This window comes from Kribbella sp. NPDC050281, assembly GCF_040655855.1.
Lineage (GTDB): Bacteria > Actinomycetota > Actinomycetes > Propionibacteriales > Kribbellaceae > Kribbella.
Genome location: NZ_JBFAKS010000032.1, coordinates 1 through 14,883, shown reverse-complemented (window position 1 = coordinate 14,883; position 14,883 = coordinate 1). Strand labels below are relative to the sequence as shown.

At 69.3% G+C, this 14,883-nt stretch carries 15 protein-coding genes; 10 read left to right on the top strand and 5 right to left on the bottom strand.

Annotated features, from left to right (window positions below; translation table 11 throughout):
* Positions 1–14: 14 nt before the first annotated feature.
* Positions 15–473, top strand: coding sequence for a GNAT family N-acetyltransferase (locus tag AB0I34_RS29795; protein ID WP_360451495.1), 459 nt, complete (start codon positions 15–17; stop codon positions 471–473).
* Here the strand turns inward: AB0I34_RS29795 and AB0I34_RS29790 are convergent.
* Complete coding sequence (locus AB0I34_RS29790) at positions 470–1,081, bottom strand: hypothetical protein (protein WP_360451493.1); 612 nt, start codon at positions 1,079–1,081, stop codon at positions 470–472. The two genes, AB0I34_RS29795 and AB0I34_RS29790, sit on opposite strands and share 4 nt — an antisense overlap.
* 53 nt (positions 1,082–1,134) lie before the next feature.
* On the opposite strand from AB0I34_RS29790, the gene AB0I34_RS29785 reads away from it, so the two are divergent.
* A complete protein-coding gene (locus AB0I34_RS29785) occupies positions 1,135–1,911 on the top strand; it encodes an aminotransferase class IV (RefSeq protein WP_360451490.1) in 777 nt (258 codons plus the stop codon).
* 3 nt (positions 1,912–1,914) lie between these two features.
* Here the strand turns inward: AB0I34_RS29785 and AB0I34_RS29780 are convergent, their stop codons facing one another.
* From AB0I34_RS29780 to AB0I34_RS29770, 3 genes are read right to left on the bottom strand one after another with little or no spacing between them, the layout of a single operon-like run.
* Entirely contained in the window at positions 1,915–2,466 is a 552-nt protein-coding gene (locus tag AB0I34_RS29780; protein ID WP_360451487.1) for a hypothetical protein, read from the bottom strand.
* Between the two features lie 56 nt (positions 2,467–2,522).
* Complete coding sequence (locus AB0I34_RS29775) at positions 2,523–3,284, bottom strand: hypothetical protein (RefSeq protein WP_360451484.1); 762 nt, start codon at positions 3,282–3,284, stop codon at positions 2,523–2,525.
* A gap of 38 nt (positions 3,285–3,322) precedes the next feature.
* Positions 3,323–4,744, bottom strand: coding sequence for a CCA tRNA nucleotidyltransferase (locus AB0I34_RS29770; protein WP_360451681.1), 1,422 nt, complete (start codon positions 4,742–4,744; stop codon positions 3,323–3,325).
* A gap of 63 nt (positions 4,745–4,807) precedes the next feature.
* Here AB0I34_RS29770 and AB0I34_RS29765 point away from each other — a divergent pair, with 63 nt between their 5' ends.
* The 8 genes from AB0I34_RS29765 (at position 4,808) to AB0I34_RS29730 (ending at position 14,787) form a co-directional block, all read left to right on the top strand.
* Positions 4,808–7,108, top strand: a complete 2,301-nt coding sequence (locus AB0I34_RS29765) for a hypothetical protein (RefSeq protein WP_360451481.1) — start codon at positions 4,808–4,810, stop codon at positions 7,106–7,108.
* Positions 7,101–8,747: a murein biosynthesis integral membrane protein MurJ gene (murJ, locus tag AB0I34_RS29760; RefSeq protein WP_360451478.1), complete on the top strand. Its 1,647-nt coding sequence runs from the start codon at positions 7,101–7,103 to the stop codon at positions 8,745–8,747. Before AB0I34_RS29765 ends, murJ begins: the two co-directional genes overlap by 8 nt.
* A 152-nt stretch (positions 8,748–8,899) precedes the next feature.
* On the top strand, positions 8,900–10,564 hold the full coding sequence (locus tag AB0I34_RS29755) for a protein kinase family protein (RefSeq protein ID WP_360451475.1): 1,665 nt from the start codon (positions 8,900–8,902) through the stop codon (positions 10,562–10,564).
* Positions 10,561–11,256: an RNA polymerase sigma factor SigM gene (gene sigM / locus AB0I34_RS29750; protein WP_360451471.1), complete on the top strand. Its 696-nt coding sequence runs from the start codon at positions 10,561–10,563 to the stop codon at positions 11,254–11,256. Before AB0I34_RS29755 ends, sigM begins: the two co-directional genes overlap by 4 nt.
* 130 nt (positions 11,257–11,386) lie before the next feature.
* Positions 11,387–12,151: a zf-HC2 domain-containing protein gene (locus tag AB0I34_RS29745; RefSeq protein WP_360451468.1), complete on the top strand. Its 765-nt coding sequence runs from the start codon at positions 11,387–11,389 to the stop codon at positions 12,149–12,151.
* Between the two features lie 109 nt (positions 12,152–12,260).
* The gene (gene trxB, locus AB0I34_RS29740) at positions 12,261–13,247 is read left to right on the top strand and encodes a thioredoxin-disulfide reductase (RefSeq protein WP_360451465.1); all 987 of its coding nucleotides are present in this window, start codon (positions 12,261–12,263) and stop codon (positions 13,245–13,247) included.
* 41 nt (positions 13,248–13,288) lie between these two features.
* Positions 13,289–13,606, top strand: a complete 318-nt coding sequence (gene trxA, locus AB0I34_RS29735; protein WP_202867696.1) for a thioredoxin — start codon at positions 13,289–13,291, stop codon at positions 13,604–13,606.
* Between the two features lie 44 nt (positions 13,607–13,650).
* Positions 13,651–14,787, top strand: coding sequence for an N-acetylmuramoyl-L-alanine amidase (locus AB0I34_RS29730; protein WP_360451462.1), 1,137 nt, complete (start codon positions 13,651–13,653; stop codon positions 14,785–14,787).
* Between the two features lie 10 nt (positions 14,788–14,797).
* Here AB0I34_RS29730 and AB0I34_RS29725 read toward each other — a convergent pair.
* On the bottom strand, positions 14,798–14,883 hold an 86-nt coding region (locus AB0I34_RS29725; RefSeq protein WP_360447391.1), incomplete at its 5' end, for an integrase core domain-containing protein.

Genomic DNA, 14,883 nt, shown 5'->3' with positions numbered 1-14,883 from the left:
TACCGTCCGGATGCATGACGACGGAGCAGGTCGAGGGTCTGGAGGTCCGGGCGGTCCCCGGCACCGACCCCGCACTGGTCGCGCTGACCACCGCTCAGCAGGCCGAGCTCGCCGCGATGTACGGCGAGGACCAGCCGCTCGTCGCTCTCCACGCCGACATCTCCTTCACCCTGCTCGTCCTCGACGGCACTCCGGTCGGCTGCGTCGGCCTGCAACCCGTCTCCCCCGGCGTCGGCGAGATCAAGCGCATGTACGTCGAACCGTCCTCACGCGGCTGGGGTCTGTCCCGGATCCTCCTCGAAGCGGTCGAGTCCCAGGCCCGCGCCACCGGCCTCACCCGCCTCCGCCTCGAGACCGGCACCCACCAAACCCAAGCCATCGCCCTCTACACGAACCACGGCTACACCCCCACCCCGCCGTACCCACCCTTCGAAACAGAACCAGCCTCCCTCTGCTACGCGAAGGATCTCTAGAGGTTCAGGACGAGGTGTTCGCCTTCGGGGTGGAAGCCGAGTTTGTTGAGGTATGGCGTGGAGTCGCGCATGCGGGGTGGGGCGAGGACCTGGCGGAAGCCGTGGTCGGTGAAGACGTCGCTGCGGCGGTAGACGAACTCGCCGGGGGTGAAGTCGCGGTACTTCGGCAGCACGTAGTCGAGGTCGATCTGCGCACGGCCGTCGCCGGCGTCGTGGGCGAGGACGACGCCGACGGTGCGGTCGCCGTGCTGGACCAGGAACGCGTACGGGCTGGCGCTCGGTGTGAAGCCGGGGTTGAACCGGCTGATGTCCTTCTCGTGCTGCGCCAGTACGTGGCCCAGGTACGCGTCGGTGTCGTTGACCTGAAGCACCTGGTACTCGGCCTCGTCGTGCCTGTGCCGGAGCAGGCGCCACAGGTGCACCACGTTGATCACCGCCAGGACGGCGTTCATGCCGACCATCGGCCACACCCCGATCGCCAGGTTGAACCCGACCAGGATCACGCAGCCGATCAGGTTCAGCACCCGCAGTCGCAGGATCCGCGCCTGCAGCAGGGACGCGACGACCAGCGCGGATCCGCCCCACCCGATGATGCTCAAGACGTCCACAGCGCGAGGGTAGACCAGACAGGCCGGTGGTCCGCTCAGGTCAGACTGTCGCTGTGACCGACTTTCTCCTGCTCAACGGCGAACCGCTGCGCACCGTCGACGCTGCGTTGCTCCGGGCAACCAGCTACGGACACTTCACCTCGATGCAGGTCCGGGCCGGCCGGGTCGACGGGCTCGACCTGCACTTCGACCGCCTCGACCGCAGTTCCCGCGAGGTCTTCGGCCGCCCCGTCCCTGCCGACCGCGTCCGCGCCGACCTCCGGACCGCACTCGACCACGCCGGCTCCGGCGACCTCTCTGTCCGCGTCAACGTCTTCGCCTCCGATGGCGAGCCCGGTCTGCTCATCCGCGTCAGCCCACCGATCGAGCCCGGCGTACAGCCGCCACGCCTGCTCGCGTTCGAGCATGAGCGTGCCGTCCCGCACCTCAAGCACACCGGCACGTTCGACCTCGTGTACTACGGCCGCCGGGCCGAGGCCGCCGGGTACGACGACGCGATCTTCCACACCACCACCGGCGAGATCTCCGAGGCCTCGATCTGGAACATCTGCTTCGCCCGCGGCACCACGATCGTGTTCCCGGCCGCGCCGGTCCTGCCAGGCATCCGCCAGCAACTCCTGCAGCAAGGCCTGCCCGACTTCGCCACCACCCCGATCCCCCTCGCGGACCTCCCGTCGTACGACGCCGCCTACCTGACGAACTCGATCGACCCGGCCCTCCCGGTCGCGTCGATCACGACCGAGCAAGGCACCACGACGTACGTTGCTCATCCGCCCTCGCGCGACACGATTACCAAGGCCTACGCAGCCCTGCACCCACAACCCATCTGAGCGTCAGCCGGCCGTGTGAACTCGCGCAGTCGGTCCACCCTCGAACAGCGCGAGCGCTTGCTGACCGGCGCCCGCCGCACCGGAGCCGAAGTAACCGGTCGCGTACGGCGCGAGCCCGGCGCCCACCTGCCAGTACGGCATCCGACGTCCGGAGTACTCCACGTCGCGGACGAGCGGTTCGTCGCCTGCCTCCAGCCGGGCAGCGTCGTCGGCGCAGGCCGGGAGCCGACCGTGATCCGATTCGCTCCACAGCACATCGGTCGTGGACTGGCCGTGCCTCGTGTCGAAGACGCACGGCACCCGGCGCTCGGGAACGGGCTCTCCGGCAAGCCGGACACGGAGACAGAGCAGCTCGTACTGTCCCGTCGCCACGGCCTCCGTCGCGGCATGTATTGCCTGGTTGCCTTGTAGTTCGGCCAGCGCTCCCCTCGCGGTGGCATACGCCTGCTGGGCGGCGACGTAGTTGCGTCGGCTCTCACGGTCCATCGCCTGGGTCGACAGCCTGCCGACCTTCGTGCCCAGCTCCGAGACGTCCTCCTCGGTGAGGGTCCGCATCAGTGCGAGGGTGCTGGCGCGTCGTGCCCCCAGCAGGGCTCGTAGGTTCCAGGCGTTCACCCGTCGCCGCCTCCGCCGCCGTCGCCTCCCCCGTCGAAGCCGCCATGGCCCCCGTCGAACCCGCCGTGGCTGATCCCGCCGTCCCAGCCTCCCCATCCGCCGGGCGCGCCGGACTGGCCTTCGAACGCAGCCAACGCGATGAAGGTGGAGCCCCCGCCGTGCGTGAAGTAGCCGCGGCCGTACGGCGCGACAGCGGTGCCGGCCTCCCAGTACGGAACCCGCCGCGTGCCATAGCGGACATAGCGAATCTCGGGATCGTCGCGCACCTTCACCCTGGCCGCATCCTGTGCGCAGGCCGGCACCGTGCGAGTGCCTCGACCCGGCCAGGTCCAGACCACGTCCGTCGTCGACGGGCCGTGCTGCGGATTGAAGAAGCACGGCACCCGGCGCTCCGGGACCGGCCGGCCGTCGACGCGAGCCAGGACACACACCATCGCGTAGCGGGCGCCGGCGAGCGTGTCGGTGATTGTGCTGATGTCCTCCGCCGACGTCAGCTGCCGCACCGATCGTTGCGCGGATTGGTAGGCGTCGAGAGCTTGCTGATAGTCCTGCCGCGATTCGGCATCCAGATCACGACCCGCGACGCGTTCGCCCAGCCGCCGGAGCTCTTCCCCGAGCAGTGTGACATCGTCGTCCGCGAGCACGCGGATCTGCTCGAGCTCGGCGCGATCGAGGCGCCTCGATCCCCGCCGGACCCACAGATAGCGGGCCGCCAGGGCCAACCCACCGGCCCCCAGGGCAGCCAACAGCCACTCCATCCACCGACGGTACCGCCGTGAGTACACGCGCGGAACGCTCAGGAGCGCTCGGACCACCACTGCAGGAGTGCTTCGCGAGCGCGCTCCGGGCCGATCGGGCCCTGGTCGAGGCGGAGGTCCATCAGGAACCTGTACGCCTCGCCGACCTCGCGGCCGGGCTCGATGCCGAGGATCTCCATGATCTGGTTGCCGTCGAGATCGGGGCGCAGGGCATCGAGCTCCTCCTGCTCCTGGAGCCGCTCGATCCGCGCCTCGAGGTCGTCGTACGCCGCCCGCAGCGCCTCGGCCCGGCGCCGGTTGCGGGTGGTGCAGTCGGCGCGGGTGAGGATGTGCAGCCGGTCGAGCTGGTCGCCGGCGTCGCGGACATAACGCCGTACGGCGGAATCGGTCCACTCGCCGGTGCCGTACCCGTGGAAGCGCAGGTGGAGCTCGACGAGCTTGCCGACCTGGTCGATCTGCTCGTTGCTGAAGCGCAGCGCCTTCATGCGTTTCCGGGCAAGCTTCGCGCCGACCACGTCGTGGTGATGGAACGTCACCTTGCCAGCGCCCTCGAAGCGCCGGGTCCTCGGCTTGCCGATGTCGTGGATCAGTGCGGCGAACCGGACGACGAAATCGGGCGTCGGAACAGTGAGGCGGGATTCTAGGTCGATGGCCTGATCGAGGACGGTGAGCGAGTGCTCGTACACATCTTTGTGCCGGTGGTGCTCGTCCACCTCCAGCCGCAGCGCGGGGAGCTCGGGCAGGACGTGGTCGGCCAGGCCGGTGGACACCAGCAGGTCGAGGCCGATCCGCGGGTGGTCGGAGCAGATCAGCTTGACCAGTTCGTCGCGGACCCGTTCGGCCGACACGATCGTGATCCGCTCGGCCATCGCGGTCATCGCGGCCACGACCGCCGGGTCCGGGGTGAACCCGAGCTGCGCGGCGAACCGGGCCGCCCGCATCATCCGCAGCGGGTCGTCGGAGAACGAGTCCTCCGGGGTGCCCGGCGTACGGATCGTCTTGCGCGCGACGTCCTCGATGCCGCCGTACGGGTCGACGAACCGGTGCGACGGGAGCAGTATCGCCATCGCGTTCATGGCGAAGTCGCGCCGAGCCAGGTCGCCCTCGAGGCTGTCCCCGTACGCGACCTGCGGCTTGCGCGAGGTGAGATCGTAGGACTCCGACCTGTAGGTCGTGATCTCCAGAACCCACTCGCCCTTACGACTACCGATGGTGCCGAACGCCTTGCCGATGTCCCAGACATGGTCCGCCCAGCCGGACAGCAACCGCTCGACCACGTCCGGGTGCGCTGACGTGGCGAAGTCGAGATCCTTGCTTCCCCGGCCCAGGAGAATGTCCCGGACGGGTCCTCCGACCAGGGCGATTTCGTGGCCGGCGGCGGCGAACCGGCTGCCGAGCTCGTCGACGACCGGCGCGATCCGCAGCAGGGACTGGACCGCTTGCTGCTGGACGGCGGACAACGATCCGGCAGAGGCTGACTGGTCGGCAAAGGGTGACACGGGGAACTAGGTTACGGTGACGGCGTGTTCAGACGGCGACTGAGGCTCTCCGCGGCGGCGGGTGCGGGCCTGCTGGTTGTTGCCTGCGCAGCGTTCCTCGGCGTCCAGCCGACCGCCGCGGCGCCCGGCGACGAACTGACTGTCGACGTCAGCATCGACTCGTTCGCGCCGGTGGCACCGAAACCCGGCGACCCCGTGGTGATCAAGGGCCGGGTGACGAACACCAGTTCGGTGACGTTCGACGAGCCCCAGGCGCTCGCCTGCATCGACCGGACCCGGCTGGCCAGCTCGGCCGACATCGCCGACGTGTCCGCCGAACAGGACGTCGCGATGCGGGACCGGGACAGCTGCGCCAACCTGACCGACGGAACGGCGTTCCAGCCTTTCGAGCAGCCGCTCGCACCGAAGGCCTCGGTGGACTTCACCCTTACCGTGCCGTGGGAGCAGTGGCGGATCTCGGACCGCACCGGCGCGTACGTCGTCGGCGTCGTGTTCCGCGGTCAGCCGCCGGACAGCGACCGCATCACCATTGGCCGTGCCCGCACGCTGATGCCGGTGATCGGCTCCGAACCGCTGCCCCGCAAGGTGAAGACCGCGCTCGTCATCCCGTTGCGGCACCGGCCGACCCAGCTCGGCGGGTCGAGGTTCACGAACGACTCGCTGGCCCAGTCGCTGTCACCGACCGGGTCCCTCGGCCGGTTGCTCGCCCTGGGCAAGCAGCACACGGTCAGCTGGCTCGTCGATCCCGCGATGATCGACGAGGTCCGCCAGATGGCCAAGGGGTACGAGATCGTCGGTGCCGGCGGCCAGACGACCAAGGGCACCGGACAGGCGACCGCGGCAGCGTGGCTCAAGGAGTTCGAGGCGAGCCGCATCCGCGGCGACCAGGTGATCCTGCTCCCGTACGGCGACCCGGACGTGGCCGGCCTGCTCGACTCGGGCGAACCGTTGAAGAAACTGGTCGCGCAGGCACGAACCACCACCGAGCGCTACAACCTGGCCCCTGCCTTCACCAATGGGCTCTGGCTCGAGGGCGGTGCCGCGGCCAGCCGCTACCTCGCCGCCGCGTCCGGCGGCTTCGCCGGTGCCACCGACCAGGACCTGAACCTGCTCAGCAGCTCGTCCTGGTCCGCTGACGACCGTCCGGCGCTGACCAAGAGCCCGGTGTACGACGTCATCACCCCGGAGGGGCCGAACCGCACCGTCCGCACCGTCATCGCGGACTCCGCGCTCACCAGTGGCGGTCCGGATGCGGACAGCGACGACAGCCCGCTCCAGGTCCGGCAGCGGTTCGCCGCCGAGACCGCGCTGATCGCTGCCGAGGGCAATGACAAGAAGCCGGCCACCGTGGTCGCGCTACCGCCGCGCGGCTGGGACGTCGAGGGCCAGGCCACCGCTGCACTGGCCGGGAGCCTGACTCTGCCGTGGATCACGGCCACCGACGTCGCCCAGGCGGTCGCGAGCACGCCGAGGCCGCCGACCACCAAGGCACCCGCGGCACCGAAGTCGAACGGCGGCCTGACCGGTGTACAGCTCGACGGCATCAAGCAGCTCGACGAAGCGATCACGACCATGCAGAACCTGCTGGCGAACCCGGACGATCTGCCCCAGGTCATGCCGCAGGCGCTGCTGCGCTCCACCTCGACCAGCTGGCGCGGCTTCCCGGACGAGTCCCGGTACTTCGCCGCGGTCGAGCTGGGCTCGGTCAACCTGCAGCTGAACAAGGTGCACCTGGTCAACAACCCGGTCAACGGCGAGCGCCGGGAGATCAAGGTCAACCTGGCCGGGAGTAAAGGCACGTTCCCGCTGACCATCACGAACAGCACGCAGTGGTCGGTCCGGGTCGGGATCATCGTGACGCCCGCCAACCGCACCGACCTGCGGATCGAGCCACAGCAGAGCCGGATCCTGGCCGCGGGCCAGAAGTGGACGCCCCGGATCAACGCGAGCGCGGAGCAGAACGGCCTGATCCGCGCCAACGCGCAGGTGATCACGTCGTCTGGTCGTCCGGTCGGCGACTCCGAGGAGCTGCTGATCCAGGCCAGCCAGTACGGCAGCGTCGGCTGGGTCCTGGTCGGCGCAGCCTGCGCCCTGCTGTTCGGTACGTCGTTCGTCCGCATCTACCGCCGGATCCGGACCGAGCGCCGGAGCCCGTCACAACCCCTGACTGAGGCCACCACCCCCGATCCGCTGCACCCGGCTCCCCTCGAGACCAGCACCGACACCACCACCGACACGACGACCGACACGACGACCGGTGACCCCGCCCCCGACGAAGTGCCCGAGGCGTCGCTGATAGAAGGAGTCGGTTCGAAGGATGGCTGACCGCACCCTGCGCTCCGCGGGGGTGATGGCAGCCGGAACGGTGCTGTCCCGCCTGCTCGGATTCGTCCGGATCGCCCTCCTCGCGGCCGCCGTCGGCACCGCGCTGCGCGCCGACATCTTCACCGCCGCGAACACGATCCCGAACAGCCTCTACATCCTGCTGGCCGGCGGCGTGTTCAACACCGTGCTGGTCCCGCAGCTGGTCCGCGCGATCAAGAACCACGACGACGGCGGTCAGGACTTCACCAACCGTCTGCTCACGTTCGGCTTCGTCGTACTGGCTGTCGTGACGGTCGGCTGTGTCCTGCTGGCGCCGGCGATCGCCCAGATCTACATGCCGTCGGAGCTGGACGACCCGTCCCGGGCGTCCGAGCGGGCGTCGATGGTGATGTTCGTCCGGCTCTGCCTGCCGCAGATCTTCTTCTACGGCGCGTTCGTCCTGGTCGGCCAGGTGCTGAACGCGCGGCGTCGCTTCGGCCCGATGATGTGGGCGCCGATCGCGAACAACATCGTCGCCTGCGCGTCGATCGTGATCTTCCTGATGATCTACCGCACCGGCGACCCTCCAGCCACGTACAGCCACAGCGAGGAGCTGCTGCTCGGTCTCGGGCACACGGTGGGCATCGCCGTCCAACTGCTGGTGCTGCTGCCGTACCTGAGGGCGAGCGGGCACCTGTATCGGCCGAAGTTCGGCCTGCGCGGTACTGGTCTGGGTCACACTGCCCGATTGGGCATCTGGACCGTGCTGTTCGTCGCGGTGAACCAGGTGACGCTGGCCGTGGTCACGCGGCTCGCCATCGCGGGTAGCGCGTCGGACGACCCGGGCGCGAAGGCGGGTCTGTTCGCCTACAGCACGGCGATGCTGATCATCCTGGTGCCACACGGCATCGTGACTGTGTCGCTCGCGACCGCCGCGCTGCCGCAGATGTCGGCGCTCGCGGCGGACGGCGAGCTGACCGAGGTGGAACGGTTGTCGGCCCGGTCGATCCGGCAGACGCTGGCGATCGTCGTACCGGCGGCGGCCGCGATGGTCGCGTTCGCGTACCCGATCGTCACGGTGATCGCCGGCTACGGCTCGGGCAAGGACAACCTGACGCTGATGTCGTACACGCTGATGGCGCTGGCGCTCGGCATCGTGCCGTTCACCGTGCAGTACTTCCAGCTGCGCACCTTCTACGCGTTCGAGGACACCCGCTCGCCGTTCTTCCTGCAGTGCGTGATCGCGGCGACGAACATCGCGGCGGCCGTGATCGGGGTCCGGGTGGTGCTGGACCAGGAGAACCTCCGGTTCAGCGGTGTCGTCCTCGGCGGGGCGTACGCGCTGACGTACCTGATCGCCGTACTGGTGTCCCGGCCGGTCCTCCGCCGCAAGGTGCCGGCGGTGCACGGTGCCGGGATCGGGCTGCCGCTGCTCGCGATGGTGATCGCCGCCGTCCTCGCGGTGCTGGCCGGGCGCGGGGTGCTCTGGCTGCTGGGCATGGCGGTCGAGTGGTCCGGACCCCTCGGCGCGATCCTCGAACTCGCGGTGGCCGCCGTCGTGATGCTCCCGGTGTACGCCGGGGTGGCGAGGGTACTGAGGATCCACGAAGTCAACGACGTGGTGTCCATGGTCACATCGAAACTGCCCGGACGCCGCTGACCCGATGGCTTGTGCACTCGTGCACCACTTGAGGGATCAGGGGGGCACTACGATGGGGCTGACCGCCAGCTGATCGTGACCGGGTCCCCGCCGACCGGATCCGGGGCGTCAGACGCAGGCCGACCAGTGCATCGAGGAGGGCGAGAGACACCGTGTCGAACCAGACCGTCAGTCCTGGTGCCCTGCTTGCCGGCCGGTACCGGATCGCCGAGCTACTCGCGGAGATCGACGGTGCACGGGTGTGGCGGGCAGTGGACGAGGTACTCAGTCGGGCCGTCGTCGTGGACATCCTGCCGGTCGGCGACCCCAGGACCAACCTGCTCTTCGATGCCGCGCGGCGCGCGGCCGCCGCGGCCGACCCCCGCTTCCTCCGCGTGCTCGACTGCGACATGCAGGACGGCGTCACCTACTGCGTCCGCGAATGGGCGGGCGGCCGTCCACTGGAGCGGATGCTCGCGACCGGCCCGCTGACCGGTCAACAGGCCGGCTGGCTCGCGCGCGAGGTGTCCGAGGCGCTGGAGAACCTGCACCGCACCGGTCTGTCCCACGGCTCGATCAGCCCGTCGACCGTCGTGGTCACCGACGCGGGCGCGATCAAGGTCGTCGGACTCGCCACCGAGGCGGCGCTGCGGTCCACCGGCCCGGGTTCGCCTGAGCACGACATTCATGCGCTCGGTGAGCTGCTCTACGCCTCCCTGACCGGCCGTTGGCCCGGTCCCGGCCCGGCCTGGGGGATGCAGCCGGCGCCGTTCGAGCATGGCCGGCTCCTCAGTCCCCGCCAGGTGCGAGCCGGCGTACCGCGCTCCCTGGACGACATCTGCGACCGGCTGCTGAGCAACCCGCCGCGGCACCACACTCCGCCGATCACCAGCGCCGCCGGCCTGTCCGCCGCGCTGTCCGGCGTCGTCGGCAGTTCACACGAGCCGCCGAACCAGATGGACGAGACCGTTCAGGTCGCCCGGCAGAACGGCAGTATCGACGACGCCACCCAGGTGGTGCCGCAGACGCCGCCGCCGGCCCTCGACCCGACGCCGCCGGCGTACCAGAGCAGCAACGGGCACGAGACGCACTCGGCGTACTCGACCGCGGCCGAGACCCGGCCGATGCGGCGGCAGCCACCGCCACCACCGCCGTCGAACGGGAACGGCCGGCGCCGGGCCGACGACCCGAAGCCGAAGCAGAAGGGCTCGTGGGGCGGCCGGATCCTGATCCTGCTCGCCATCCTCGCGCTGCTGTCCGTGGTCGCGATGGCGCAGTTCCTGCTCAAGGGCGCGATGAACAACGACCAGGACGACGGCACCGACAGCGGCGCCAGCAAGCCGCCGGCCACGAGTACGACGCCGTCCGCGACCGGTGGCCCGGCCACGATCGTCAGCGCCAAGGACTTCGACCCGCCGCCGGACGGCAACGGCAACGAGCACCCGGACGACGTCGGGAAGTCCTACGACGGCAAGCAGGACACGAGCTGGACCACGATGTCGTACAAGAACAAGCCGAACTTCGGTGGCCAGAAGGAGGGCGTCGGCATCATCTACGACCTCGGCGAGCCGACGGCCGTGTCGAAGGTGCAGGTCGCGCTCAAGGGCGACAAGACCAGCCTGGAGCTGATGGTGCCGAAGGGTGACACGACCAAGTCGCCCACCACGGTCAGCGGCTGGACGTCCGTCGCCACCGCGGAGGACCAGCCCGAGGGGACGACGACCCTGACTCCGTCGGCGCCGACCCAGACGCAGTACGTTCTGGTGTGGCTGACGAAGATCCCGAAGGACGGCAGCGGGTACCGGGGCGAGATCTCGGAGGTCACAATCCAGAAATGACACCCGAGATCAGTCGGATCGGGCCGCCTGAACCCGTCGGCCAGCCTGCCGCACCGGCTGGACCGGTCAGCTACGACCAGCTGGACGACCACGAGCTGCTCCGGCTGCACGTCGCGGGCAACCCGGACGCGTTCGGGTACCTGGTGCGGCGGCACCGGGACCGGATGTGGGCGGTCGCGATCCGCACCCTGGGTGAGCCGGAGGAGGCCGCCGACGCGCTGCAGGAGGCGTTCATCTCGGCGTTCCGCCGGGCCGACTCGTTCCGCGGCGAGGCCAAGGTGACCACCTGGCTGCACCGGATCGTGGTGAACGCCTGCCTGGACCGGATCCGTCGCCGTCAGGTCCGGGCCGCGGACCCGTTGCCGGAGGACGAGGACCGCGCCGCCGAGTTGGCCGGCCCCGCCGAGGACGATCCGGCCGAGGTCCGCGAACGCCGGCTCGACGTATTGAACGCGCTCAAGCAGATCAACTCCGACCAGCGCAGTGCGCTCGTCCTGGTCGACATGGAGGGCTACTCGATCGAGGAGGCCGCCGCGATCCTGGGCTGCGCACCCGGCACGGTGAAGTCTCGCTGTGCCCGTGGACGGGCCCGGCTGCTGCCGCTGCTCAGACACTGGCAGACAACTCGAGCCGGTTCCGAGGCGCCCGACGTACCCGCGAGAACTGCTGCCGAGGCGGTGGGAACCGAATGAGCGGGTACACCGTCGAAGCGAAGTCGCCTCGTTCTGGCGACTACGCTGCCCGATGCCTCGACCGGAGCACTTCAGCCATGAGCACACCGCGCCCGATCCTGGGCACCTCCCGTGAGGAGGCGAGTTCCCGATGACCGATTCCGGTCTTCCGACCAGTGAGCACCTCGAGCACCTGGACCCGGACACCATCGCCGACCTGATCGAGAACCTGCTACCCGCACCCGAGGCCCACCGGGCTCGTGAACATGTGAAGGCCTGTCCGGACTGCCAGCAGACCTTCGACGCGCTGCTGCAACTGTCCGCGGACCTGGCCGACGAGGGCCGGACGGACATCCCGATGCCGGCCGACGTCGCCGAGCACCTCGACGCCGTGATCGTCTCGGAGTCGATGCTGCGCTCGTCGACGATCGGCGTGCACTCCCTCGCGCAGATCCGCGAGGAGCCGCGTCGGCATCTCCCTAAGCTGCTGGGTGCCGCGGCGGCCGTTGTGGTCGTCGCGGCGATCGGTGTCGGCGTGGTCTTCGCCACCAAGGACAACGCGCCCGGGAACACGGCCGATACGACCCCGACGACCGCGCTGCCGACCGGTGCGCCGACGATCTCCACCTCGGATGTCGGCCCCGACGCACAGCGTTGGATGGAGAACTCCGGTGGCACGCTGCTGAACGGCTCGCCGGACGAGCTCGCCTGCGCGAAGAACTTCGCGGCCGGCCGGCCCAACCCGCAGCTCCGGCTGGTGCAGCCCGCCAAGGTCGACGACAAGCGCGCCACGGTGATCGGTCTGCAGGGTGGGTCGCCCCAGGACATCCAGGTCTTCGTGGTGACCGGATGTAGCGATTCCGGGGGCGCCGCTGACCCCTTCTACGACACCACGGTGACGCTGCGCAATCGCTGAGGCGGCGATGCGGCACCACGGCCCGACGATGGGTACCGTGGGAATGGTCGGCCTCTAGGATCCGTTGAGTACGACGTACCAGTCTCGACGACAACGAGGAAACGCCTGCATGAGCGACTCAGGAGTTCGCAACGTCATCATCGTCGGCTCCGGTCCGGCCGGTTACACGGCCGCCGTGTACGCCGCACGCGCCCGCCTGGAACCGCTCGTGTTCGAGGGCTCCGTCACGGCCGGTGGCGCACTGATGACCACCACCGACGTCGAGAACTACCCCGGCTTCTCGCAGGGCATCATGGGTCCCGCGCTGATGGACGAGATGCGCCAGCAGGCCGAGCGCTTCGGCGCTGAGCTGGTGGCGGACGACATCGTCTCGGTCGACCTGACCGGCGAGATCAAGGTGGTCACCGACTCCGCGGGCACCGAGCACCGAGCCAAGGCCGTCATCCTGGCCATGGGCTCCGGCTACCGCAAGCTGGGCCTGCCGGACGAGGACCGGATGTCCGGCCACGGCGTGTCCTGGTGTGCGACCTGTGACGGATTCTTCTTCCGTGAGCACGAGATCGCCGTCGTCGGCGGTGGCGACTCCGCGGTCGAGGAGGCCACCTTCCTGACCCGGTTCGGCAAGAAGGTCACGCTGGTGCACCGCCGCGGCGAGCTGCGCGCGTCGAAGATCATGGCCGACCGGGCGTTCGCGAACGACAAGATCGACTTCGCCTGGAACTCCGAGATCGCCGCGATCCACGGCGACGACAAGCTGACCGGCGTCACGCTGCGGGACACCGTGACCGGTGAGACCCGGGAGCTGCCGGTGACCGGCCTGTTCATCGCGATCGGGCACGACCCACGCTCGGAGCTGGTGAAGGGTCAGGTGCACTTGGACGAGGACGGCTACGTCCTGGTCCGGGAAGGCAGCACCGAGACCAACCTGCCGGGCGTCTTCGCCGCCGGTGACCTGGTCGACCACACCTACCGGCAGGCGATCACCGCCGCCGGCACGGGCTGTGCCGCCGCCCTGGACGCCGAGCGCTTCCTGGCCACCTTGGAGCACGAGGCGACGGCCGCGGCTGCCGCGGCCACCGAGCCTGTCTCCGTCTGAACCTCACAACCACTGAAGGAGTTACGCCCGTGGGCGAGAAGATGAACGCCGTCACCGACGCCGAGTTCGACCAGACCGTGCTGAAGAGCGACAAGCCGGTGCTGGTGGACTTCTGGGCCGAGTGGTGCGGCCCGTGCCGCCAGGTCTCCCCGATCCTCGAGGAGCTGGCGCAGGACCACAGCGACAAGCTCACCTTCCTGAAGATGAACGTCGACGAGAACCCGGTCACCCCGAGCAACTACCGTGTTACGGGTATCCCTACCATCAACGTCTACGTGAACGGTGAGCTGGCCAAGTCCATCGTCGGCGCCAAGCCGAAGGCGGCGCTGCTGAAGGAGCTGGCTGACTTCACGTCCTGAAAGCTCGGTAGGACCCCGTCCGCCACGGCAAGGAGCAGTTTCTGATGACAGTGTCACCGTCTGGCCCCCAGGGCGTGTACCGGATCGGCGACAGCGGTGAGGCGGTCGCCGAGATCATCGGCAAGCTCCAGCGGTTAGGACTGCTCACGGGCGGTCACGACGTCTACGACGAAGCGACCGCCCATGCCGTTCGGGGCTTCCAGCAGCAACGGGGCTTGATGATCGACGGGGTTGTCGGCCCGCAGACGTACCGGGCGATCGACGACGCACGCTGGCGGCTGGGCGACCGGCTGCTGACGTACGTCGTCTCGCACCCGCTGACCGGTGACGACGTACTGGCCCTTCAGGCGAAACTGCAGGAGCTCGGGTTCGCGGTCGCCCGGATCGACGGGATCTTCGGACCGGACACCCAACGTGCGGTGACCGACTTCCAGCGCAACATGGGTTTGCCGGGCGACGGCACCTGTGGCCCGTCCACCTTCAAGGCCTTGCAGCGGATCAAGCCGATGGCGACGGGCGGCCGGCCGGATGCGTTGCGCGCGTCCGAGGCCGTTCGCGCCGCAGGCCCGCGGCTGTCCGGCAAGACCGTGGTGATCGACGCCGGTCACGGCGGTTTCGACTACGGCTGGGAGGGCTACGGCCTGCGCGAGTCCGACGTCGCGTACGACCTGGCCTCCCGGATCGAGGGTCGCCTGGGTGCGACCGGCGTACGGGCGTATCTGTCCCGGGGGCGGGACCAGGGTCCGGACGAGTTGGCCCGGGCCGCGTTCGCGAACGAGACGGACGCCAACCTGTGCGTGTCGCTGCACACCGACGGGTCGATGAACCCGGAGGCCCAGGGTGTGGCGACGTACTACTACGGCAACGATCTGCACGGCGCCTCGTCGAGCGTCGGTGAGCAGTTCGCCGGCCTCGTGCAACGCGAGATCGTCGCCCGTACGGACCTGCTGAACTGCCGCACCCACGCCAAGACCTGGGATCTTCTGCGGCGCACCAAGATGCCCGCGGTCCGCCTCGAGATCGGCTACGTGACCAACCCGCACGACTCCGCTCGCCTGGCCGACCCGGCCTTCCGCGACGTGATCGCCGAGGCCATCGTGGTCGCCATCCAGCGTGTGTACCTCCCACCGGAGCAGGACGCTGCCACCGGCATGCTCCGTTTCGGCCAGTTGACGGTCTAGTTGTACCCGGTCATGAGGTTGGTTGCAGTCTGGTGATGGGTGGTCGGCCGCCGAGTGCGGTGTGTGGGCGTTGAGTGTTGTAGTGGTTGAGCCAGG

Coding starts and splice junctions, on each gene's coding strand:
- trxB (WP_360451465.1), top strand. CDS start 12,261: ATGAGCGACTCAGGAGTTCGCAACGTCATCATCGTCGGCTCCGGTCCG.
- AB0I34_RS29775 (WP_360451484.1), bottom strand. CDS start 3,284: ATGGAGTGGCTGTTGGCTGCCCTGGGGGCCGGTGGGTTGGCCCTGGCG.
- AB0I34_RS29745 (WP_360451468.1), top strand. CDS start 11,387: ATGACCGATTCCGGTCTTCCGACCAGTGAGCACCTCGAGCACCTGGAC.
- AB0I34_RS29780 (WP_360451487.1), bottom strand. CDS start 2,466: ATGCGGACCCTCACCGAGGAGGACGTCTCGGAGCTGGGCACGAAGGTC.
- sigM (WP_360451471.1), top strand. CDS start 10,561: ATGACACCCGAGATCAGTCGGATCGGGCCGCCTGAACCCGTCGGCCAG.
- AB0I34_RS29795 (WP_360451495.1), top strand. CDS start 15: ATGACGACGGAGCAGGTCGAGGGTCTGGAGGTCCGGGCGGTCCCCGGC.
- murJ (WP_360451478.1), top strand. CDS start 7,101: ATGGCTGACCGCACCCTGCGCTCCGCGGGGGTGATGGCAGCCGGAACG.
- trxA (WP_202867696.1), top strand. CDS start 13,289: ATGAACGCCGTCACCGACGCCGAGTTCGACCAGACCGTGCTGAAGAGC.
- AB0I34_RS29730 (WP_360451462.1), top strand. CDS start 13,651: ATGACAGTGTCACCGTCTGGCCCCCAGGGCGTGTACCGGATCGGCGAC.